Source organism: Mycobacterium sp. E3251 (assembly GCF_001666835.1).
GTDB lineage: Bacteria > Actinomycetota > Actinomycetes > Mycobacteriales > Mycobacteriaceae > Mycobacterium.
Genome location: NZ_LZJF01000067.1, coordinates 40,735 through 61,152, shown reverse-complemented (window position 1 = coordinate 61,152; position 20,418 = coordinate 40,735). Strand labels below are relative to the sequence as shown.

The 20,418-nt window shown below is 66.9% G+C and carries 20 protein-coding genes; 10 read left to right on the top strand and 10 right to left on the bottom strand.

The window, feature by feature from the left end:
- The first annotated feature begins 222 nt into the window (after positions 1-222).
- The 6 genes from A5697_RS09915 to A5697_RS09890 are packed head-to-tail and all read left to right on the top strand — an operon-like array spanning position 223 to position 7,626.
- Positions 223-1,425 carry a cytochrome P450 gene (locus A5697_RS09915; RefSeq protein WP_068010131.1) on the top strand — a complete coding sequence of 401 codons (1,203 nt, stop codon included), beginning with the start codon at positions 223-225 and terminating at the stop codon, positions 1,423-1,425.
- Positions 1,425-2,261: a mycofactocin-coupled SDR family oxidoreductase gene (locus A5697_RS09910; RefSeq protein WP_068010129.1), complete on the top strand. Its 837-nt coding sequence runs from the start codon at positions 1,425-1,427 to the stop codon at positions 2,259-2,261. Before A5697_RS09915 ends, A5697_RS09910 begins: the two co-directional genes overlap by 1 nt.
- Before the next feature lie 29 nt (positions 2,262-2,290).
- Positions 2,291-3,259 carry an enoyl-CoA hydratase/isomerase family protein gene (locus A5697_RS09905; protein WP_068010127.1) on the top strand — a complete coding sequence of 323 codons (969 nt, stop codon included), beginning with the start codon at positions 2,291-2,293 and terminating at the stop codon, positions 3,257-3,259.
- Between the two features lie 14 nt (positions 3,260-3,273).
- Entirely contained in the window at positions 3,274-5,589 is a 2,316-nt protein-coding gene (locus A5697_RS09900) for a CaiB/BaiF CoA-transferase family protein (RefSeq protein WP_068010126.1), read from the top strand.
- On the top strand, positions 5,586-6,350 hold the full coding sequence (locus A5697_RS09895; protein ID WP_068010124.1) for an SDR family NAD(P)-dependent oxidoreductase: 765 nt from the start codon (positions 5,586-5,588) through the stop codon (positions 6,348-6,350). The genes A5697_RS09900 and A5697_RS09895 overlap by 4 nt, the downstream gene beginning before the upstream one ends.
- A gap of 4 nt (positions 6,351-6,354) precedes the next feature.
- A complete protein-coding gene (locus A5697_RS09890) occupies positions 6,355-7,626 on the top strand; it encodes a hypothetical protein (RefSeq protein ID WP_068010122.1) in 1,272 nt (423 codons plus the stop codon).
- 10 nt (positions 7,627-7,636) lie between these two features.
- On the opposite strand, the gene A5697_RS09885 is transcribed toward A5697_RS09890, so the two are convergent.
- The 5 genes from A5697_RS09885 to A5697_RS09865 form a co-directional block, all read right to left on the bottom strand.
- Positions 7,637-8,944, bottom strand: a complete 1,308-nt coding sequence (locus A5697_RS09885) for an HNH endonuclease signature motif containing protein (protein ID WP_082953320.1) — start codon at positions 8,942-8,944, stop codon at positions 7,637-7,639.
- Positions 8,945-9,157: 213 nt separating this feature from the next.
- Positions 9,158-10,267, bottom strand: coding sequence for a Xaa-Pro peptidase family protein (locus A5697_RS09880; RefSeq protein ID WP_068010117.1), 1,110 nt, complete (start codon positions 10,265-10,267; stop codon positions 9,158-9,160).
- The gene (locus A5697_RS09875; RefSeq protein ID WP_068010116.1) at positions 10,257-11,489 is read right to left on the bottom strand and encodes a Xaa-Pro peptidase family protein; all 1,233 of its coding nucleotides are present in this window, start codon (positions 11,487-11,489) and stop codon (positions 10,257-10,259) included. Before A5697_RS09875 ends, A5697_RS09880 begins: the two co-directional genes overlap by 11 nt.
- Before the next feature lie 93 nt (positions 11,490-11,582).
- Positions 11,583-12,806, bottom strand: coding sequence for a cytochrome P450 (locus A5697_RS09870; protein ID WP_068010115.1), 1,224 nt, complete (start codon positions 12,804-12,806; stop codon positions 11,583-11,585).
- Positions 12,807-12,845: 39 nt separating this feature from the next.
- A complete protein-coding gene (locus A5697_RS09865) occupies positions 12,846-13,523 on the bottom strand; it encodes a TetR family transcriptional regulator (protein ID WP_068010114.1) in 678 nt (225 codons plus the stop codon).
- Between the two features lie 145 nt (positions 13,524-13,668).
- On the opposite strand from A5697_RS09865, the gene A5697_RS09860 reads away from it, so the two are divergent.
- The gene (locus A5697_RS09860; RefSeq protein ID WP_068010112.1) at positions 13,669-14,166 is read left to right on the top strand and encodes a nitroreductase family deazaflavin-dependent oxidoreductase; all 498 of its coding nucleotides are present in this window, start codon (positions 13,669-13,671) and stop codon (positions 14,164-14,166) included.
- On the opposite strand, the gene A5697_RS09855 is transcribed toward A5697_RS09860, so the two are convergent.
- The 3 genes from A5697_RS09855 to A5697_RS09845 form a co-directional block, all read right to left on the bottom strand.
- The gene (locus A5697_RS09855) at positions 14,163-14,654 is read right to left on the bottom strand and encodes a DUF2231 domain-containing protein (protein ID WP_068010111.1); all 492 of its coding nucleotides are present in this window, start codon (positions 14,652-14,654) and stop codon (positions 14,163-14,165) included. The genes A5697_RS09860 and A5697_RS09855 overlap by 4 nt on opposite strands.
- Positions 14,655-14,687: 33 nt before the next feature.
- Entirely contained in the window at positions 14,688-15,311 is a 624-nt protein-coding gene (locus tag A5697_RS09850; protein WP_067943691.1) for a hypothetical protein, read from the bottom strand.
- Positions 15,312-15,428: 117 nt separating this feature from the next.
- The gene (locus A5697_RS09845; protein ID WP_067943689.1) at positions 15,429-16,247 is read right to left on the bottom strand and encodes a SigB/SigF/SigG family RNA polymerase sigma factor; all 819 of its coding nucleotides are present in this window, start codon (positions 16,245-16,247) and stop codon (positions 15,429-15,431) included.
- Between the two features lie 670 nt (positions 16,248-16,917).
- On the opposite strand from A5697_RS09845, the gene A5697_RS09840 reads away from it, so the two are divergent.
- The 3 genes from A5697_RS09840 to A5697_RS09830 all read left to right on the top strand — a co-directional run bounded on the left by A5697_RS09840 (position 16,918) and on the right by A5697_RS09830 (position 19,158).
- Positions 16,918-17,811: an SDR family NAD(P)-dependent oxidoreductase gene (locus A5697_RS09840; protein ID WP_068010110.1), complete on the top strand. Its 894-nt coding sequence runs from the start codon at positions 16,918-16,920 to the stop codon at positions 17,809-17,811.
- A 181-nt stretch (positions 17,812-17,992) separates the two neighbouring features.
- Positions 17,993-18,778 (top strand): heavy metal-binding domain-containing protein, encoded by a 786-nt coding sequence (locus A5697_RS09835; RefSeq protein ID WP_067943685.1) that lies wholly within the window; start codon positions 17,993-17,995, stop codon positions 18,776-18,778.
- Positions 18,778-19,158: a DUF5073 family protein gene (locus tag A5697_RS09830; RefSeq protein WP_068010109.1), complete on the top strand. Its 381-nt coding sequence runs from the start codon at positions 18,778-18,780 to the stop codon at positions 19,156-19,158. Before A5697_RS09835 ends, A5697_RS09830 begins: the two co-directional genes overlap by 1 nt.
- 46 nt (positions 19,159-19,204) lie before the next feature.
- Here the strand turns inward: A5697_RS09830 and A5697_RS09825 are convergent, their stop codons facing one another.
- Entirely contained in the window at positions 19,205-19,831 is a 627-nt protein-coding gene (locus A5697_RS09825) for a cutinase family protein (protein ID WP_082953318.1), read from the bottom strand.
- A 97-nt stretch (positions 19,832-19,928) separates the two neighbouring features.
- The gene (locus tag A5697_RS09820) at positions 19,929-20,381 is read right to left on the bottom strand and encodes a hypothetical protein (protein WP_068010107.1); all 453 of its coding nucleotides are present in this window, start codon (positions 20,379-20,381) and stop codon (positions 19,929-19,931) included.
- Between the last annotated feature and the right edge of the window lie 37 nt (positions 20,382-20,418).

Below are 20,418 nucleotides of genomic sequence, written 5' to 3'. Positions count from 1 at the left end.
CGTGAATCGGTGACGGCTTATGCGGCATGGGGTCTTGCCAGACCATTCGCCGTATGGTTCTCTACGAGAATAGAGTTAGGCCGTGATGACGGGCCGATTTCAGCCCAGCCCATGCGCATGTCACAGCAACGCATTTAAGCGGAGTGTATAAATTGCCCGAACCGGATCCAGCGCTGCCAAATCGTACGGATGCCGGTAAAAGGCAGCGGTAGGAGGGATTTCGTGACCACGAGCACCGATAGCCATGTGCGATTCGACCCGTACGACGTCGAGCTGATCGCCGATCCGTACCCGATGTTCAAGCGCATGCGTGACGAGGCGCCGCTGTACTACAACTCCGAATACGACTTTTACGCGCTGAGCCGCTTCGCCGATGTGAACAAGGGAATTCTTGACTACGGCACCTACAGTTCCGCGCGGGGCGTGATCATGGAACTGATCAAGGCCAACCTCGAGATCCCTTCGGGCATGCTGATCTTCGAAGACCCGCCGATACACGACGTGCATCGCAAACTGCTGTCGCGCATGTTCACCCCTCGCAAGATCGCCGCGCTGGAGCCGATGATCCGCGAGTTCTGCGCGCAGGCGCTGGATCCATTGGTGGGGTCGGGGCGGTTCGACTTCGTCACCGACCTGGGCGCCATCATGCCGATGAAGGTCATCAGCGCACTGCTGGGGATTCCCGAAGAAGACCAGGAGTACATCCGCGATCGCGGCAACGCCCAACTGCGCACCGAACCCGGCAAGCCGATGAGTGCCGCCGAGCATGGCTTGTCAGTGGGCGAGCAGTTCGAGGCCTACATCGATTGGCGTGCCGACAATCCGTCCGACGACATCATGACCGAGTTGCTGAACGTCGAATTCGTCGACGAAACCGGCACGACGCGGCGCCTGAGGCGCGAGGAGATCCTGGTCTACCTCAACGTGGTGGCCGGGGCGGGCAACGAGACGACGACGCGCTTGATCGGTTGGGCCGGAAAGGTTCTCGCCGAGCACCCCGACCAGCGTCGCGAGCTAGTGGAAAACCCCGGACTGATCCCGCAGGCAATCGAGGAGTTGCTGCGCTTCGAGCCGCCCGCGCCGCACATGGCGCGCTATGTGACGCGCGACGTCAGCCTCTACGACCAGACGGTGCCGGAAGGCAGCGTGATGCTCATGCTGCTCGGGTCGGCCTGCCGCGACGAGCGGCAGTTCGGTCCCGACGCGGGCGAATTCAACATCCACCGCCCCGCACGCCCGCACCTCACCTTCAGCGTTGGTGCCCACTTCTGCCTGGGTTCGGCGCTGGCCCGGCTGGAAGGCCGCGTTGCCCTCGAGGAGATCCTCAAGCGCTTCCCGGAGTGGGAGCCCGACCTGGCCAGCGCCACGCTCAGCCCGACGTCGTCGGTGCGCGGCTGGGAAACGCTGCCCACCGTGGTGCCCTGATGGCCGGACGCGTCGAGGGCAAGGTCGCGTTCATCAGCGGCGCCGCCCGTGGTCAGGGCCGCAGCCACGCGGTGCGCTTGGCGCAGGAGGGCGCCGACATCATCGCGATCGACGTCTGCGGACCCATCGAGAACCTGGCCTATCCGCACTCGACGCCGGAGGACCTGGCCGAGACGGCCGACCTGGTCAAAGCTCAGGATCGTCGCATCGTCACCGCGCAGGTCGACGTCCGCGACTACGACGCGCTGAAATCCGCCGTGGACGCCGGCGTGGAACAACTCGGGCGGCTGGACGTCATCGTCGCGAACGCGGGCGTGGGTACCGACGGCCGGAAGCTGCACAAGATCCGGGAGGACGTCTGGCAGGACATGATCGACATCAACCTGAGCGGCGTCTGGCACACGGTCAAAGCGGGCGTTCCACACCTGCTTTCCGGTGGTCGCGGCGGATCGATCGTGCTCACCAGCTCGGTCGGCGGGCGCAAGGCCTACCCGAACACCGGCCATTACGTCGCCGCCAAGCACGGCGTCATCGGCCTGATGCGTGCATTCGCCGTCGAGCTCGGTCAGCACATGATCCGCGTCAACGCCGTGCTACCCACCCAGGTGAGCACCACGATGGTGATGAACGACAACACGTTCCGGCTGTTCCGCCCGGACCTCGACAATCCGGGCCCGGACGACTTCGCTCCCATCTCCCAGATGATGCACACCCTGCCGGTGCCGTGGGTGGACGCGGTGGACATCAGCAACGCGGTCCTGTTCCTCGCCTCTGACGAATCTCGTTATGTCACTGGCGTTTCGCTTCCCGTCGACGCGGGCAGCTTGCTCAAATAACGCTATCTCAAGAGAAGTTGGAGACGACGATGCCCGAATACGACTACGAAGAAATGAAAAAGGAAGCCGAGCAGTACATCAAGTTCGAGAAGGACAAGAAGAACCGGATCGCCTACATCACCTTCAATCGCCCCGAGGAGCTCAACTCCACCACCCTGGGCATGCGGCAGAACTACGCCGACCTGATCCACAAGTGCAACGTCGACGACGACGTCAAGGTCGTCGTGATCCGGGGCGAGGGCGAGGATTTCGGCAGCGGGGGCGACTTGCCCGAGCAGCGGGGAATGCTGGAGAACCCAGGGATGCCGCTGCTGCACGAGCTGGCGATCAACGATGATGACGTCAAGTACCCGCCCGGCGGATCGTATCGCTACCTGTCGACCGTCACAGATTTCTATGCCAAGGCCCGAGCGGGCAACCGCCCGCTTCAGGAGCTGCGGAAGATCAGCATCATCGAGGCCAAGGGCTACTGCTACGGCTGGCACTTCTATCAGGCCGGCGACGCCGACCTGGTGGTCGCCTCGGACGATGCGCTGTTCGGGCACCCGGCCTTTCGGTACGTGGGCTGGGGACCACGGCTGTGGTGGTGGGCCGAGACGATGGGGCTGCGTAAGTTCTCCGAAATGCTGTTCACTGGAAGGCCGTTCAGCGCCAAGGAGATGTATGAATGCGGCTTCGTCAACAGCGTGGTGCCCCGGGAGAAGCTGGAAGAAGAGACCCTGAAGTACGCGATGGCGTGCTCCCGCTCCCGCCCGACCGACACCGTCGCGGTGCAGAAGACCTTCCTGGAGCTCTACAAACAGCACAAGGGTGAATACTTCGGCAGCCTGCTCACCGGCATGGTCGAGGGCATGCTGCCGATGATCCAAAACGACGCCGAGGAAGTGGACCTGACCGCGGGCACCTTCGAGAAGGGCCTCAACAACGTGGTGAAGGACAATGACCTGAACTTCCCGCCGGAGTGGCGCCTGAGCCGCTCGGGACGTGCGAAGCCCTGACCGTCTGATCTCGCATGTCGGCGCTGGCGGGTTTCCGGGTCGTCGAGCTGGCCGGGTCCGTGGCGGGGGAGTACTGCGGAAAGTTGTTGGCCGACTTCGGTGCCGAGGTCCTCAAGATCGAGGAGCCGGGGCGCGGGAGCCGGACGCGCGCGATGGCTCCCATCCTCGCCGACGGTCCCGAGGGCAGCGGGTTGTTCGCGTACCTCAACACCAACAAGCAGTCCGTCGTGCTGGATCCCGACCGCCTGCAGGAGCTGATCGCTTCGGCCGACGCGGTCATCGAAGATCGCGACTCGGGCGGGTCCGATCGGCATCCGTCCGTCGTTTTCTGTTCTATCACACCGTTCGGGCGGGACACGCCCGCCGAGTTCGGCAATGCCCAGAGCATCAACGTTTTCCATGCCAGCGGTTGGGGATACCACACGCCCAGCCACCCCGACCCCGCCAAGCCGCCACTGCAGGGGCCCGGCCGGTTCCTGGCCGACTACGAAGCGGGACTCGACGCCGCGCTGTGCGTGACGGCGGCGCTCTTCGGGCGCCTGCACAGCGGCCACGGCGATTCCATCGACATCTCCGCGCACGCCGTGCTGGCCTCCCGCGCCGACTGCATCATCGGCCGGTTCATCACCGGTGAGGTGACCGCCGAAGGCCACCGCAGCGACTACGACCAGGCAGGCCCGGCAGCGTTTTTCGCGTGCGCCGACGGCTTCGTGTACCTGTACATGACGAGCCGAACGCACTGGCTTGGCCTGGAAGAACTTGTTGGCCACCCGGCTTGGCTGGACGAGTTCGACGACGACTGGCTGGAGTTTTCCGTCACCCCGCAGAAGGTGGCCGCGTTCCATCGTGGCTTTGCGGCGTGGATCCGGGACCTCACCAAGGACGAAGTGTCCGATCGAGCCCAACGCCTGGGTGTGCCGCTGGTGCCGGTGAACGGTGCCGCGGACCTGCGTGATTCGCCGCAGTACCGGCATCGCGGTTTCTTCCAGCAGGTGCGGCACCCCGTGTTGGGTGACGCGGCGTATCCGACGGTGCCATACGCCTTCAGCGCGTCCCCGGCGCGAATCGCCTCCGCCGCACCGGCCCTCGGCGAGCACACCGGACAGGTCCTGGGCAACATCGATGCCCCGCGCCCGCGGCCCCGAGTCAGGTCGGCGCAACTCAAGCCGCCCAAGGATCCGCGCGGTGGACCGCTGCAGGGGGTTCGGGTCGTCGAACTCACCAAGGTGTGGGCCGGGCCCTACGCGGGCAAGCTGCTGGCGATGCTGGGCGCCGAGGTCATCAAGGTCGAAACCGCGGGCAGCCCCGAGGAGATGCGCGCCTACGGCGGCACCGACATCAACCACGCGCCCTACTTCCTCAGCATCAACCCCGAGATCCTCAGCGTGGACCTCGATATCAAGTCCAGCGACGGCATGGCGCGGCTGCGTGAGCTGATCGCCCGCAGCGACATCGTGATCAACAACCTGCGCCCGGGCGCGATGGAACGCCAAGGTCTCGGCCATGATCAGCTGACCGAGATCAAGGCGGACATCATCTCCGTGTCGATCAAGATGTGGGGCAACGACGGACCGCTGGGTCACCAAACCGGCTACGCGCCATGCTTCGCCGCGCTCGCGGGGCTCGCTTCGCTGGTCGGCTATCGCGGTGGGCCGCCGCTCGGGACGAGCATGCGCTACGGCGATTCGACCGTCGGCGCGGCGGCCGCATACGCCGCCGTGGTCGCGTTGTTGCATCGCGAGGTCAGCGGCGCCGGGCAGTTCATCGACTTGTCGGCCGTGGAAACCCTGTCATCGATGATCGGCGACTGCCTGCTCGAGCATGCCCTGACCGGAAGAGCTTTCGGGCCAAACGGAAATGACCATCCGGATCTCTGCCCGCATGGCTGCTATCCCTGCGCGGACGGTGGCTGGATCTCGGTGGCCGTCGCCGACGACGCGCAGTGGCGTCGGTTGTGCGACGTGCTGGGCGCGGGATCGCTGGCCCGAGAACGCTGCTACGCCACCATGCAGGGGCGACGGTGCGATGCCGAGACGCTCGACGCCTGCCTCACGCAACTCACCCGGTGCCATGAAGCCGAGCAACTCGCGGACCGCCTGCGCGCGGCGGGCGTCCCGGCCGGCAAGAGTGCGACCGCTCTCGACGTGATCGGTGATCAACGGCTGTGGGACCGCGAGCTCTATCGGTTCGTCAGCGACCATCGTGAGGGCCAGCGCCCGATTGTCGGGCCCTCCTGGCGGATGGCTCGCGGCCAGGCACGTATCGCCCGCGGCGCGCCGGACCTGGGCGAGCACACCGGCTACGTGCTACACGAGATACTGGGCGCATGACGGGGAAACTTGCACACACCGCGGCCCTGGTCACCGGTGCCAGCAGCGGAATCGGGGCCGCGACGGCGAAAGCGCTCGCCGCGGAGGGCGCGGCCGTGGCCCTGCTCGCGCGCCGCGCGGACCGGCTCGCCGAATTGCAAGCCGATATCGAATCCGCCGGTGGCACAGCGCTGGTGGTGGCGGCCGACGTCACCGACGCCGAGCAGGTATCGGCGGCCGTGCAGCGCGCCGTCGCGCATTTCGGCCGGCTCGACACCGTGGTGAACAACGCGGGGCTGATGCAATCCGGACCGGCGGTCGAGGCGTCGCTGCAGGATTGGGACGCCATGGTGACGGTCAACGTGCAAGGGGTCCTGTACGTCACGCGGGCGGCGCTCCCGCACCTGATCGCCGCCGCCGCCGACTCGCCGCGCGGTATCGCCGACCTGGTCACCATCAGTTCGACCGCCGGGTGGGTGGCCCGGCCGAACACCGCGGTCTACTCGCTGACCAAGTTCGGCGTGAACGCCTTCAGCGAGGGCATCCGGCAGGAGGTGCTCGGGCAGCGGGTCCGGGTCGGCGTGGTGGGCCCGGGAACGGTCGATACCGAAATCTTCACCAACCTCGCCGAATCGTCGCGGGAGGCGATCGAGCGCCAGACCGCCGGCATGGTCAAGTTGCGTCCCGAAGACATCGCCGACGCGGTGCTGTTCATGGTGACCCGGGACCGCCGGGTGGCCGTCAACCACATGCTGGTGCGCGCGGCCGAACAAACCTGGTAAGCAATTGACTTCACATTGGGCCGTGGGCGACCGGTACGGGTTGGCGTTTCCGGCCGACCCCGCGGCGCTCAAAAGCGGTGCGGCGCCATTCCTCACGGAGGCGCTTGTCGCCTCTGGTGCGTTGTGGGACAACGGTATCGCCCGCGTCACCGGGTTCGCTGAGGTTGCCGGCGGCAGCACGGGACGCAAGGCGATGCTCTCGGTCGAATACGCTCATCCGGCCCCGGGTCTGCCCGCCGACTTGTTCGTCAAGTTCTCGCGCGATTTCGACGACCCCGCGCGCGACCGCGGCAGAACCCAGATGGAACCCGAAGTGCGATTCGCCGCGCTGTCCGGTGCGGCGGGATTTCCGATCGCCGTACCCCGGGTGCTGTTCGCCGACTATCACCGCCGGACCGGCACCGGGATACTGGTCACCGAGCGGATCCGATTCGGCGGCAACGGGATCGAACCGAAGTATCACAAATGCCTGGACTACGAGATGCCCGAACCCCTCGAGCACTACCGAGCGCTGATCACCGCGCTGGCCCGGCTCGCCGGCACCCATCGATCCGGCCGGCTGCCGGCCGAGCTGACCGCGCCCTTCCCGCTGGACGTGGCGACCGCGACGGTGGGGGATCGGGCGGCGCTGTCCCCGGCCAAGCTCGAGCGCCGCGTTGACCAACTGGCCGACTTCGCCGAGACCCGCCCCGGGCTGCTGCCCGCTTGTTCACCCGAGTTGGTGGCGCGCCTGCGTGCGGACGTGCCCCGGTTCGCGCATTATGAGCAGGCTGTCGCGGCCCTCTTGTCGACGGACTCCGACTACGTTGCGCTGTGCCATTGGAACGCGAACATCGACAACGCATGGTTCTGGCGCGACCCCGGAGGCGTTCTGCGCTGCGGCCTGATGGACTGGGGCTGCGTCGGCCAGATGAACCTCGGGATGGCGGTCTGGGGAGCCATGTCTGGCGCCGAAACCGACTTGTGGGACTTGCATTTCGACGAGCTGTTGCAGCTGTTCGTCACCGAATTCCATTGTTGCGGCGGTCCGGAGCTCGATCCGGTTCGGTTGCGCCGACACACACTGCTGTACGCGGCGGCGATGGGCGTCGCCTGGCTGCTGGGGGTACCGGCGTTGATCCGCAAGCGATTCGAAGCCATACCGGACAGCCGGCTGCATCCACTGATCCGGGACGACGAGAGCGTGCGGGCGCCGCTGCAGATGCTGTCGAACCTGCTGTTCCTGTGGGATCGGCATCGCGTGGGGGAGCTGCTTGACGCCGCGCTCGCGGAATGAGACACCTGAGCTAAGGCTCTTCGTCGTCCTCGTCTCGGAGCAGCTTCTCGGGATGATGAAAAGTGTTGGTGCGCGGCTGACCGCGGTCCAAATGCGGTGGCGGTATCCATTCCGTGTCGCCCTTGGCGTTCTTACGTGTCGTCCAACCGCCGGGCTTCAGCAGGTGGTGATGCGGTCCGCGCGCGAAGGTGAGGTCGTTGACGTCGGTGCGCCGGCACTTGGCCCACTCTATGACGTGATGGACCTCCGCGTAGTAACCCGGCACGGTGCAACCCGGTGCGGAACACCCGCGATGCTTGGCGTACAGCACGATTCGCTGGCCGGGGGAGGCGAGTCGTTTGGTGTGGTACAGGGCCAGGGCTTTGCCTTTGTCGAAGATCGCCAGATAATGACGCGCGTGGCGGCTCAAGCGGATCACATCGCTCATCGGAAGGATGGTGCCGCCGCCGGTCAGGCCGCGCCCGGCGGCGGCCTCCAGCTCTTGCAGCGTCGTGGTGACGACGATGGAGGCGGGTAAGCCGTTGTGCTGACCCAGTTTTCCCGAGGCCAGGAGGGCTCTGAGGCCCGCATTCAGCCCGTCGTGATTGCGTTGGGCCGCCGACCGGGCGTCGGCATCGATGGCATCCTGGCTTGGTGCGCCGTCTACGCATGGCACGTCGTCGAGCGGGTTGCACATGCCGGGTGCGGCCAGCTTCGCGAGAACTGCCTCAATGGTGGCCCGCAGCTCCGGGCTGATCACGCCGCGCAACTCCGACATGCCGTCGGCTTGCTGCTTGCCCAGGGTCAGTCCACGCCGCCGCGCGCGGTCCTCGTCGGTGTAGGTGCCGTCGGGGTTCAGGCAATCGGCGACGTGATCGGCGAGCTGGGCCAATTGTTCGGGGCGATAGTTCATTCCGTGGGTAACGAGGTCGGCTTCGACGGCTTGACGCGTCGCGAAGTCCACCCACCCGGGCAGCTGACGGAAAAACCTGCGGATCACCGCCACCTGCCCGGTGCCCAGCTTTCCGTCTCGTTGGGCGTCGGCGGTTGCGGCAAGGATCGGCGCCAGGGGCTCGCCGGTTAGCCCGCGCCGCGGCCCCAGGTCGGCCGCCTCCTGGATGCGCCTCGACGCTTCGGCGCGGCTGATCGAAGTCGATTCGGCGATCGCATGGGAGAGCTTGCCGCCCAACTCCTCTGCCGTGGCCTGGCGGGCCAAGTTGTTGATCAGCGGATGCTCGATAGCCGGGAGCTGGCGGCGCACCTTCTCGCAGCGCTTCAACATCGCTAATTGCTCGGGAGTGGCCAGATCGTCACCGTCGTAGCCGACCAGGTCGCCCATGGCAGCGTCGATGGTGTCGAATGCTGCCAGCACAGCCTCGCGGTCAATAGCCACACTGCGAAACTATCGGCACCCACCGACAAAAAACCCGCCGTTGAGACCGCTGAAGCTAAAGTGACACAAGTGGTTTCAGCAGAGGGCGCGCCTTCTTTACTGCGGCATCGGCATCGGCATCGGCATCGGCATCCGCGGCTGCAGAAGGTCAAATCTTAATCAGCCAGTCCACGGCGGGCTGGTAGTCATCACATCGACGCCGTCCTCGGTGATGTGCACGGTGTCCCGCCGGAATACCGCGCCGATTCCCTCCTGCCACACGTAGCCGGTGATCGCCAACACCATGCCGGCCTCCAGCTCGTCGTATTCGCCCGCGGCGAGCAAAGGCTCGGACACCACCGGCGGATCGAAACCCAACCCCAATCCGTGCGCGATCGGCATCGGCGGTATTGGCTCGCCGGCCGACTGATAGGCGGCGAGCAGATCGGAGGTGGGTGCGCCGGGGCGGCAGGCCCCAAGCATGCTGTCGTGCAACGCGTCCGACCGTCGGAAGAGCTCACGGGGAGCGTCACCGACCGGCCGGGTGCAGCCCACCTCGGCGACATAGCCATTCGCCAGTGCCCCGGCGGCGAACGCCACCAGGTCGCCCGGCCGAGCCTCGCCGGAATCGGCACGGCGCCAAGGCTGTTCCTTCGACGTCACCCAGGCGGCGTCCTGAGTGGCCGGCGTGCTCACCCCGCCCGCGGCCATGGCCTCCATCATGGCAGCGGCCAGTGTCCGCTCAGAGACTCCCGGCGCGAATTCGGACAAAGCCGCGGCGAGTCCGCGTTCGGCGACGCGCAGGGCGGTGTCCATGGCCGCGATTTCGTCAGGTGTCTTGATGCGCCGCGCCGCGCGCATCGCCGGCTCCGCGTCGACGAGCTCGGCATTGGGGAACGCCTCGGGCAGCAGCGCGGCGAAAGTGGGTGTGATCGCATCGGATCCGACGCGGCGCGCCGTCTCGGCACCGTCGATCTTCTTCAGCACGGCGATGAGCGTCATCGGGTTCCACGCCAGTCCGTAGAGGTGATCGTGCCCGATCTCCTCCGGAACCCCCTCGTCGTCAGTGCTGTTGAGGTAGATGTCCCTGGAAGCGCGCACCACCACACACATGGGACCGAACGGCCGCGTCCCGGCGATCCAGAGCTGCGGTGCGCCGGTGACATAACGAATGTTGGCCTGCCGCCCGAGCACCAGGACGTCGAGCCCGTGGGCGTCCATTTGGGCCAGTGCGCGTTCCCGACGGCCCATCCGCAATGGGTGGGGGTCGGGCACAACCTCAGTCGCCATAAGGGGAGTAGGGGTAGTCGGTGATCGGCAGGTAGCCGTCTTCGGTGATCACCACGATCTCTTCACTGCGGTAGCCGCCTGTCCCGTCCTCCCACACCACGGGTTCCAGAACCAGAACCATCCCGGGCGCAAAGACGAAGTTGTCGTCGAATTCTTCGCCGAGATCCGTTCCGATCATGGGCGCTTCGGCGGGGTAGGTGCCGATGCCGTGGCCCAGGTAGAAATGCGGTAACCACGGTTTGCGGCCACCGTTGGCGGCGATCGCCGCCCGCGCCAGATCACCGGAAGTGACACCGGCTTTGGTCGCGGCGAGCACCGCATCCATGATGGCCCGCCATTGCCGGAACTGATCCTGTTGCCGGGGCGTGGGCTGCTCGCCGACAACCCAGGTTCGGCCGAAATCGGAGCAGTAACCGAGGTACGTCATGCTGATATCGGTCCAGAGCACATCACCGGCGGCGAGTTCACGATCCGTGGGCAGCAGCGGCAACGCAAGGTCACCGTGGGTCGTCCAGACTCCGGTTTCGCGCGAGCTGGGCATGACCTGCCAGATGGCCTCCAGCATGTTGGTGGTGGCGCCCAGCTCGAAGGCGCGACGCACCAACGTGGCCGAAAGCTCGGTCTGACGCACGCCCGGCGCCAGGGCCGCCTGCACGTCCACCATCGCCTCTTCGGTGATGCGGGCCGCCCGGCGAAGGCAGGACAGCTCATCTCGCGTCTTCACCAACTGCGCGGCACCAACCACGATCGCCGCGTCCGTCGGCGCGCCCGCGGGGAACAGGTTGGGGCCTGCCCTGCGCATCGCCCCGGTCAGCTCGTCGACGGCGATGTTCGCGCCCGGCGGAATCAGCCCGGCCAGCTCGCGCGCGAATTGCTCTACGCCATGGTCGAATTCGAGGTAGACCGGGCCGTGCAGGTGGTCGCCGGGCACCGGGGGTGCCGCCGACGCTCCGCCGCGGAACGGCATGAACAGGTGCGGATGTTCGTCGTCGGCGAGCACGACCGCGACCGGGCGCTCCACATGCGACAGGCCCGCGTCCAGCAGCGGCCAGCTGGCGCCCGTCGCATACCCGACGTAGCCGTTCATCGACAGGATCAGCGCGTCGACACCATGGTCGGCCATCGCGGACCGCAGGCGCGCCCCGATTTCCGTACGCATGCGTGCCCGGTCCGGTTCGTCGGGTATGTCGATCACCGAGTCGTGGGTGAGTGAATTCGTCATCAGATACCCAAGTTGTGCGGGCAGTCGGACGACCACGTCACCTTGTTGATTCCGATCTCAAGGGTGCGGGTTTGCGACGACATCATCGTTTACTCACCATGTCACCGGAAGCTCGTATAGGCCATAGGCCAGCGCGTCGTGTTTGAACGGCAGCTCTTCCACCGGCACCGCGAGCCGCAGGCTCGGGACGCGACGCAGCAACGTGGGCAAGACGATCTGCAGCTCCATCCGGGCCAGCTGCTGCCCGACGCACTGGTGGCGGCCGTAGCCGAAGCCGACGTGCGGGCCGTCCTCCCGGCGCAGGTCGAGCCGCTCGGGCTCGGGGAATTGGCGGGTGTCCCAGTTCGCCGGCGCCACGTCGAGGATGATGCCCTCGCCGGCGCGGATGGTCTCGCCGCCCACGTCGATGTCCTCGACCGCGATGCGGCGCTGGCCCGTCTGAATGATGCTCAGGTAGCGCATCAATTCCTCGACCGCGACGGCAATCTCCTTCGGATCGTCGCTGTCGCGCATCCACGCCAGCTGGTCGGGATGGTCGAGCAGGGCCGCGACGCTCAGGCTGATCATGTTGGCGGTGGTTTCGTGACCGGCGATGAGGACGCCGGTGGCCAACTGCGCGGCCTCGCGGACGCTGAGCTCTTCGGCGTTGACCCGCTCGGCGAGGTCGGACACCAAATCCTCCGAGGGGCTTTGCATTTTCGCCCGCACCAGATCGGTCAGGTACTTCGCCAACGATGCAGCGCCCTGGGCCGTGTCCTCCTCCGTCGCGTAGCGGCCCATGCCCCGTTGGGCTTGGGCCTGGAAGAAGTCGGCGTCCTCGTAGGGCACACCCAGCAATTGGCTGATCACCAGCGATGGGACGGGCAGCGCCAACCTGCTGACGATGTCGCCCGGCTTGGGGCCGGCCAACAGCGCGTCGATGTGATCGTCGGTGATCTGCTGCACCGCCGGGCGCAGCGCCTCAACCCGCTTGAACGTGAAGGGCTTTGACAGCATCCGCCGGAATCGGGTGTGTTCCTCGGCGTCGGAGGTGAACACCGATCGCGGGCGCTTGTGCACCGTCGCGAGCATGCCCTCGTTCCAATGTGGATATCCCGGCAGCCGGTCGTCGACGCTGGCGCGCGAGTCGGTGAACAACGCCCGGATCGCCTCATAGCCGTGGATCAGCCACGGCGTGCTGTCGTCCCAAATTCGGACCCGGCTCAGCTGCTTGTCGGCGTTGAGCTCCAACACCTTTGGCGGCGGGGCGAACGGGCAGCCCGGCGCCCGCGACATCGGGAACTCCGGGATATCGGTGGTGGTCGAGACGTCGGTCATCGTTCTCCTTGCTGCTGGCCTGCTTCGGTTTTCGCCGGACTAGCCGGATGCCGCACCCACGTGGACCGGTGCGCGCCACAGGCCGACGATGGCGTCGATCAGGCCTTCGCCGGCGACCGGCCAGGCCGAACGCGACCGTGGCCCGTGTTCGGCAAGGGCGCCTTCGTGCTCGGCGCAGGTGTGCATGAGGAGGTTGCGCACCATGACCATGCGCTCGGAACGCACCCGCTTGGGCAGGTCGGGGAGGCAACGATTGATGCCGTCGATGGTCCGCACCAGCAGCGGCGACGTGAGCGCGTCTTTGGTGACGACGTGGCGGCAGGCGGGGTCGGCCATGGCTTGAGCGGCGAACCGCGCGTACCAGCTGGGCGTACCCAGCGCGTGCAGGTGATCGGTGAGGGGTCGCACCAACGCGCCCACCCAGTCGCGCAGGTCGGTCGACTCGTCGATGGCGCCCAACATCTGCGCGCGGAGCTCCTCGATGGGTTCCCGATGCCTGCTCTCGATCGCCCGGAGCAGGTCGGTCCTGGTGCCGAAGTGATAACAAGGCGCGGCGTTGTTGCCCTGCCCTGCCGCCTCGCTGATCTGCCGATTCGATACGGCGTACATGCCGCGTTCGGCGAACAGCACCTCCGCGGCCGACAGGATCGCGTCCCGCGTGCCCGTCGATCGGACGGACCGGGCCATCCGCTCGGCGGTCATCGCCTCAGTGAACACCGCGTGCCTGATTAAATCAAGCAGTTTATTTAATGGCTTGGCCGCCGCGGCGCTGTGCTACGCGTCCGCATTGGAATCCCGTTCCGTCAAGGTGATTTCATCGCTGCGACGCCCGGGCCGGCCCGCACCGGAATACAGTCGCCGTATGAATCCGCTCCAGCGGCTGGCCGCCAATCCGACGGCCTACCGCCGGCTCGTCCTCAATGGCCGGCCTGTCGCGGAAGCCGTTGAGGCGCTGATGCGGTTCGTGACGGGTGGGCGGCTCGGCGTGCTGGACCTGGCCGGCCTGCCGAACGTCCGGATCACGACGTCGGGACGCAAAACGGGCCTCGCCCGCACGGCGACGGTGCAGTACGTGCCCGTCGACAATGGGCTGTTGCTGGTGGGCTCCAACTGGGGCCGGACCCACCACCCGTCGTGGTCGGCGAATCTGAAAGCCACGCAGCGGGTTACCGTCCGCAGGCGCGGGCAGCGCTTCGTCGCGGCGGTACGGTTACTCACCGGCGAGGAGCGGGACAAAGCGTGGTCAGAGGCGCTGGCGCACTGGCCGAACTATCAATTAGCCCAAGACCGCGCGGGCGGGCGCCAGTTCCGCCTGTTTCTCCTCACGCCGCAGATCCCATCGCGACGCGGCGGGGACTAACCCGGATGCGACTTTTTCAGCTTCGCGATCTCGTCGCCCCAAACCGACTGCGCACCAGCATCACCCACGCGATAGATCTGGACCGTCGACCCGATGGCGGCGGCAAGAACGAGTATCGCGATGGTCGCCCGGACGACCACGCGGCTCTTGTCCGAGCGGCGTTCGATCACGCGCATCACCACTAGCACCAGCGCGGCCGCCAGCAGTGCGGCGGCGAAGTAGGTCATCGTCGCGCCCAGAGTGGCGTGCTTCTGCAGGATGGCGCTGGGTTTGGCCCTCAGGTCGTAAAGCCATTCCCCGGCGTTCACCGTGATCGGTGTCAACACCATGGTGACGACCGCGAATATCAGAGCGAGCCACAACAGCGGGCCCCGACGCGCCGTCGGCCAAAACACGCAGACGATCTCCAGCAGGGCGGTCAGCGGTACCAGCACGACCACGAAGTGCAGCAGCAGGGCATGGGCTGGCATGCCGTTGATGATGGTCATCGGGCTCCTTGGTGGTGGGCGGTCAGTTCGCGCTCAGCCGCCGAGGCCCTTCTTGATGGCGGCATCTTGTTTCTGACCAACGTCGTTGACGAAATCCGCGGGGGCCAGGGTGTCGGGCGGGCCGTCGAACTGCAGCGTGACGAAGGCCCTGCCCTCGGTGAACAGCAGTATCGTCACGCCCTTGCTCTTGTCCGGATTGTTGCCCAATAAGGTCGTTCCGCCGGTTCCGACGTTGGCAGCTTGCGTCGTCGGGTTCTTGATCACGTCACCCTGGGCGCCCTTGGCCGTGTTCAACGCGTCGGTGGCGGCACCGGGGTCCGCGAACACCTGGATGGTGTCCTTGATGACGTGGCTGCCGTCCTCGTCCTTGAACGTCGTCGCGACGCCCGGCTGGCCATTCGGGTTCGGGGTCGGTGGGGTGGCGGTGAACGGTATCGGCGCGTTGATGTCGCTCGCCTGGATCAGCAGTCCGGTGTACTCGCTCGGCTGCGCGGCGGCCGACGACGTCGGAGCCGAGCTGTGCGCACTGGTGGCCGAGCTGGACGACCCCGACTTCGACGGCGTCGAGGTCGTCGAATTCTTGCCGCACCCCGCTATCGCCACCGCCAGCGCCGCCGTCACCGCGACGCCCGCGGCCACCGTCCGTGAAGTCCTCATCGCTCGAGCTCCCTTCCAGGCCGCCTTCGGCGCCACCGTCGAGTTCGTTCCCGAATCGCACAGTACATTGCGGCGCGGCGCCACCGTGGCGCCGAAGGCCCCGGAAGAGATGAGGGGCTAATCCAGTTGGTCGCGTAGGCAGCGCAGGGTGCTGGCCAGAATGCGCGAGACCTGCATCTGCGACACCCCGATGCACTCGGCGATCTGGCTCTGCGTCATCGATTCGAAGAATCGCATGCGCAAGACCTCGCGTTCGCGCTCGGGGAGTCCGGCAACCAGGACGCGCAGCGCTTCCCGGTTGGTGATGTGTTCGATCTGCGGGTCGATGCCGCCGACCGCGTCCGCGACCAGTCGCGGTGTGCCCGAGCTGTCGGTGCCCACCGGCGCGTCCAGGGAATCCAGCCGGTAGGCGTCGCCCGCCACCAGGCATTCCACGATCTCCTCGCGCGGGACTTCCAGCTCCTGCGACAACTCGCCCGCGGTGGGTGCGCGTCCCAGTTTCTGGGCCAGATCGCCGGTCGTCCTGCTGATCTGCACGTGCAGTTCACGTAATCTCCGCGGGACCCGCATGCCCCAGCTGTAGTCGCGGAAGTAACGCCGAACCTCGCCCATCATGGTCGGCACCGCGAAGCCGATGAAGCTCGGGCCCTTATCGGGATCGAACCTGTTGATGGCGTTCATCAGGCCCAGTCGCGCTACCTGGATGAGGTCATCGAGCCCCTCGCCGCGGCGGGCGAAGTGGCTGGCCACGTGGTCGGCCAGGGGCAGGCATCGGGTCACGATCCGTTCGCGCTGGCGACGGTATTCGTGCGACTCGGCCGGCATCCGGCGCAGCAGCACGAACATCTCGACCACGTCGTCGTACGAATCGTCGGCTTTCTTGTCACGGCACGGCGGGGTGGACGCAGGACGGGCGGGAGCAATCACATTGGTCATAGGCGCACGCGCCCGTTCGCGGCGCGGCTGATCCTGAAAACTTTGGTGCACAAACATTTCTGCATTACTGACTCACTCCTCTGAGTCGTGTGCAACGAGACTGGCAGCTATGCGCACGTCGCCTCACTGCACCTGTATCCGCAGGACTGGTCGGTAATCGAACGCGCGGGTTACCGGCGGGAGATGACTCAGGTGCTTGTCGCCGGAGCCATGCCAAGCTCAGTAGCCATGCGGCTGACTGGCCGCTTTGAGCTAAACGGCGACACGTCCAGAACGGACTTCGTTTACGACTATACGCCCCGTTGCGTGCGCCCGCGATCGGTCACCCCGAGTCGGCCCCGGCCCTTGTCCCGACCGTTTGCACCGAATAAACGAACCGCATCGCAGCAAACCTCCTGACGCTTGCCCGGGCCAGTACTTTCACCGCGCGAAATGGACCGTCGGGATTACTCCGGTTCGAACCGGCGGCCGCTGGCAAAGCGGAGCGGCATTTCTCAGGTTAACCGGAGTCGACGCGCCCATCACATTCCGCGCGTGTCGGAAGGTGCCGGCCACGGTTCTCATTTCTGGCCCGGCTGGGTACTGTTCGCCTAATGTTCGTGACCGATTTCCCGCGACTTGCTCTCGACCCTAGCCGAGAGCCGTTCGCGCACAACGCATTACGACGGCGATGAATGCCGGCGGGCGCTCGCTGGACGGGCGCGGCGTGGTGGTGGCCGGCGGCAGCCGGGGGATCGGGCGGGCGGTCGTCGAGCTGCTCTGCGGCCTGGGCGCGGGCGTGATCGTCAACGGGCGCGACGCGGAGGCGGTGGAGGAGACCGTCGCCGCGGTCACGGCGTCCGGCGGGCACGCCAGCGCGGTGATCGGACCCGCGGACGACGAGCGCATCGCCGGCGTCCTTATCGATGACTGCGTGCGCAGGTATGGACGACTAAATGCGCTGATCAACTGCGCGGGGATCGCCGAACCCCCCGGCTCCTCGATTCTGAACATCTCGCCGGGCGACTTCGACCGCTTGATCAGCGCTCACCTCGGCACCGCTTTTCACACCTGCCGGGCGGCGGCTCCCGTCATGGCCGCGCAGGGGCACGGCGCCATCGTCAACACCAGTTCGGTCGCGTTTCTGGGCGACTACGGCGGCACCGGCTATCCCGCGGGCAAGGGCGCCGTGAACGCGCTGACCATGGCCATCGCCGCCGAACTGAAAGGCCACGGCGTGCGAGCCAACGTGGTGTGTCCCGGCGCCCGGACCCGGCTGTCCACGGGTGCCGAGTACGAGAAGCACATCGAAGACCTGCACCGGCGCGGGCTGCTGGACGAGATCACCATGCGCGCCTCGCTCGACAGCGCGCCGCCGGCCTTCGTGGCTCCGCTCTACGCGTATCTCGTGAGCGACCTGGCGCGGGCCGTCACGGGCCAGATCTTCGTCGCGGCAGGCGGATTCGTCGGCGGCTTCGACCGGCCGACGCCGCGGGTGCTGGGCTACCGCGACCACCGCGACGGCGAACCCTGGTCGCTCGACGATCTGCACGCGATGATCGGCGCCGCGCAAGCCGCGCACTGATCGACCCGGGCGGCAGCAAATTGATCTGGTCGACGCCGTGGCGGTGTCGCCACGGGCCGGGAGCGGCACCCCCGGGCGCCCTGATTTCACCACCGGTGCACGGGAAAGTCGCACGTTGTGGGTGTGCGGGGCGGCCCGGCGGCCTACGCTGTCCTGCGAACCGCAGGAGGGTGTTTTGACAATGCAACCGAACCCGCTCGACCCAGTTGCCAGCGAACGGCTGTCGCACGCAGGCAAAGTGTTCACCTCTGATCTCTCGATCAACGAATTCGCCTTGTTGCATGGGGCCGGGTTCGAGCCGATCGAGCTGGTGATGGGCGTCTCGGTCTACCACGTCGGTTATCAGTTCACCGGGATCCGGCAACAATCCGAGCTGCCCGTGCTCACCGACGCGACCTACCGGGCGCGCTGGAACGCGATGTCGCGGATGCAGGCGGAGGCCGATTCGCTGGGCGCGGACGGCGTGGTGGGTGTCCGCCTCGAATGGCGCCATCAGGGCGAGGGCGAGCATCTCGAGTTCATCGCGGTCGGCACCGCGGTGCGATACACGGAGAAGCCCGGAGCCTATCGCCGTCCCAACGGGCAGGCGTTCACCAGTCACCTGTCCGGGCAGGACCTGACCACCCTCCTGCGATCGGGATTCGTCCCGGTCGCGTTCGTGATGGGCAACTGCGTGTTCCACATCGCCGTGCAAGGGTTCCTGCGCACGCTCGGCCAGGTGGGGCGCAACGCCGAGATGCCCCAGTGGACGCAAGGCAGCTACCAGGCCAGAGAGCTGGCGATGTCGCGCATGCAGAGTGAGGCCGAGCGCGATGGCGGAAGCGGCGTCGTCGGGGTGCACTTCGCCATCTCCAACTACGCCTGGGGGCATCACACCGTGGAGTTCTACGTCGCGGGAACCGCGGTGCGTCGCGGCGGTGCGGCGCAGCCGGTGACGCCGTCGTTCGTCCTGCCCATGAGCGATTGATGACGAGCCTCGATCACGAGCGGGTCGGCCAGTCCATCGGAGCGGCCTTGTCGGGTCCCGGGGGAGTTGGGCTGGTCCTTCGGGTGTTCTCCGGCGTTCCGGGGGTGATTTTCACTCCCGCGCGCCGCGGCTTCTTCCGGTCGCAGCCGGAACGGGTGCAGATCGGCCACTGGCGTTATGAAGTCACCCCCGACGGCCGCCTGAGCGCCTCCCACCTGGTGAACGGCATCGTTCTGGGCGAGGAGGTCCTCGCCGCGGGAGCCGTCGGACCGCACATCGCCCGCGCCCTCGGGCAGCTGGTGACCGGCTACGGCCCGACGATCATCCCGAACATCGATGCGGCCATCGAGGTCCTCGATGCCGGGGCCGGACCGCGCTGACGCCGCCCGCTCGCCGGATGCCTCGGGGCCCGGTTCGAGCGCCGGTCTACACGCGTCCGGCGGCGAAATCGGCCGCCTGGTCCACCAAGCCGGCCTCGACGTACTGGCGGTGCGCGACGGGGTTGCCCCCGTCCGAACAGACCGGGTCGCCGGGCACGCACAACTCGATGGTTTTGGCCGAATAAGGTGGGCCGATCGTCACGGGCGGTTCGTTGAGGATGCTCATGAACTGGTTCGACGGCTTGCCAAAGAGCGCGAGCGCGGCCACGTGTTTGGAAACCTCGGCCGGCATCGGCTGCAGCGCCTGGACCAGGTGCACCCCCTCCGGCACCGCGCTTTCGGTGACGAAACCAATCACGGCCGCGCCCTGGGAGTATCCGCCCAACACCATCCTGGTTCGGGGGCACGAGACCGCCATGTGTTCGACGTGCGCGCCCGCGTCGCTGATGCCATCCACGGCCCTGGGGAAGTCCGTGGTCGCCGGATAGTCGACGGGATACACGCCAAGGGACCTGCCGCCGACGCGCGGGCGCAGGCTGTCGACAAAGCTCTGTCCGATCCGGCCGACGCCGGGCGGCTCATTGGTGCCCCGCGCGAACACCACCTCGACGTCGGGGCACGGCTCGGCCGCCGCGACCGGAACGGCCGCGAACGCCCAAAAGGGTGCCAGCACAGCACAAATCAAACCGCCGAGACGATGTGCCTTCACATCGCGATCTTGTCACAGGGTGACGAAGTGCGCGCGTTATGCGGTCGCGGCCGCCGGCGTGCTACCGCGCTTGCCGGTGCACCAACGAACCGGCGGCCCGGAGCACGCCGCGAAACGCGTAGGCGGCGGTCACCACGGTCAAGATGATGAGGAGCACGAACATGGGCAGCCAGTTGCCCCGACTGTGGTCGACCTCCCACCAGATGATGGTGAACAGCACGACACAGAGCAGCAGCACCACGTCCCGCCAGTTGCCCCGGTAAGACAGCGCCGCCTTGCGCAGCGCCCGGCCCCGGTCCGCGGTGTCGATCAGGTCGTCGATGCGGGCGTCGATGGTGCGTTGCAGCTCGGCGCGCCTCTCGGCGGCCTCCGGCGGCAGCCGGTCGAGCAAGTCCATGTCCTGTTTGATCAGCCCCCGATAATCCGGGCCCCGGAATTGCCCGGCGGCCACGGCAAGCATCGCGCCGCCGAACACGGGCGCGCTGTTCAGAGCGATCTGTCCGAGACCCGTCATGCCCGCTCCTTAACGGTCGTGGTCAACGTCGGCGGGG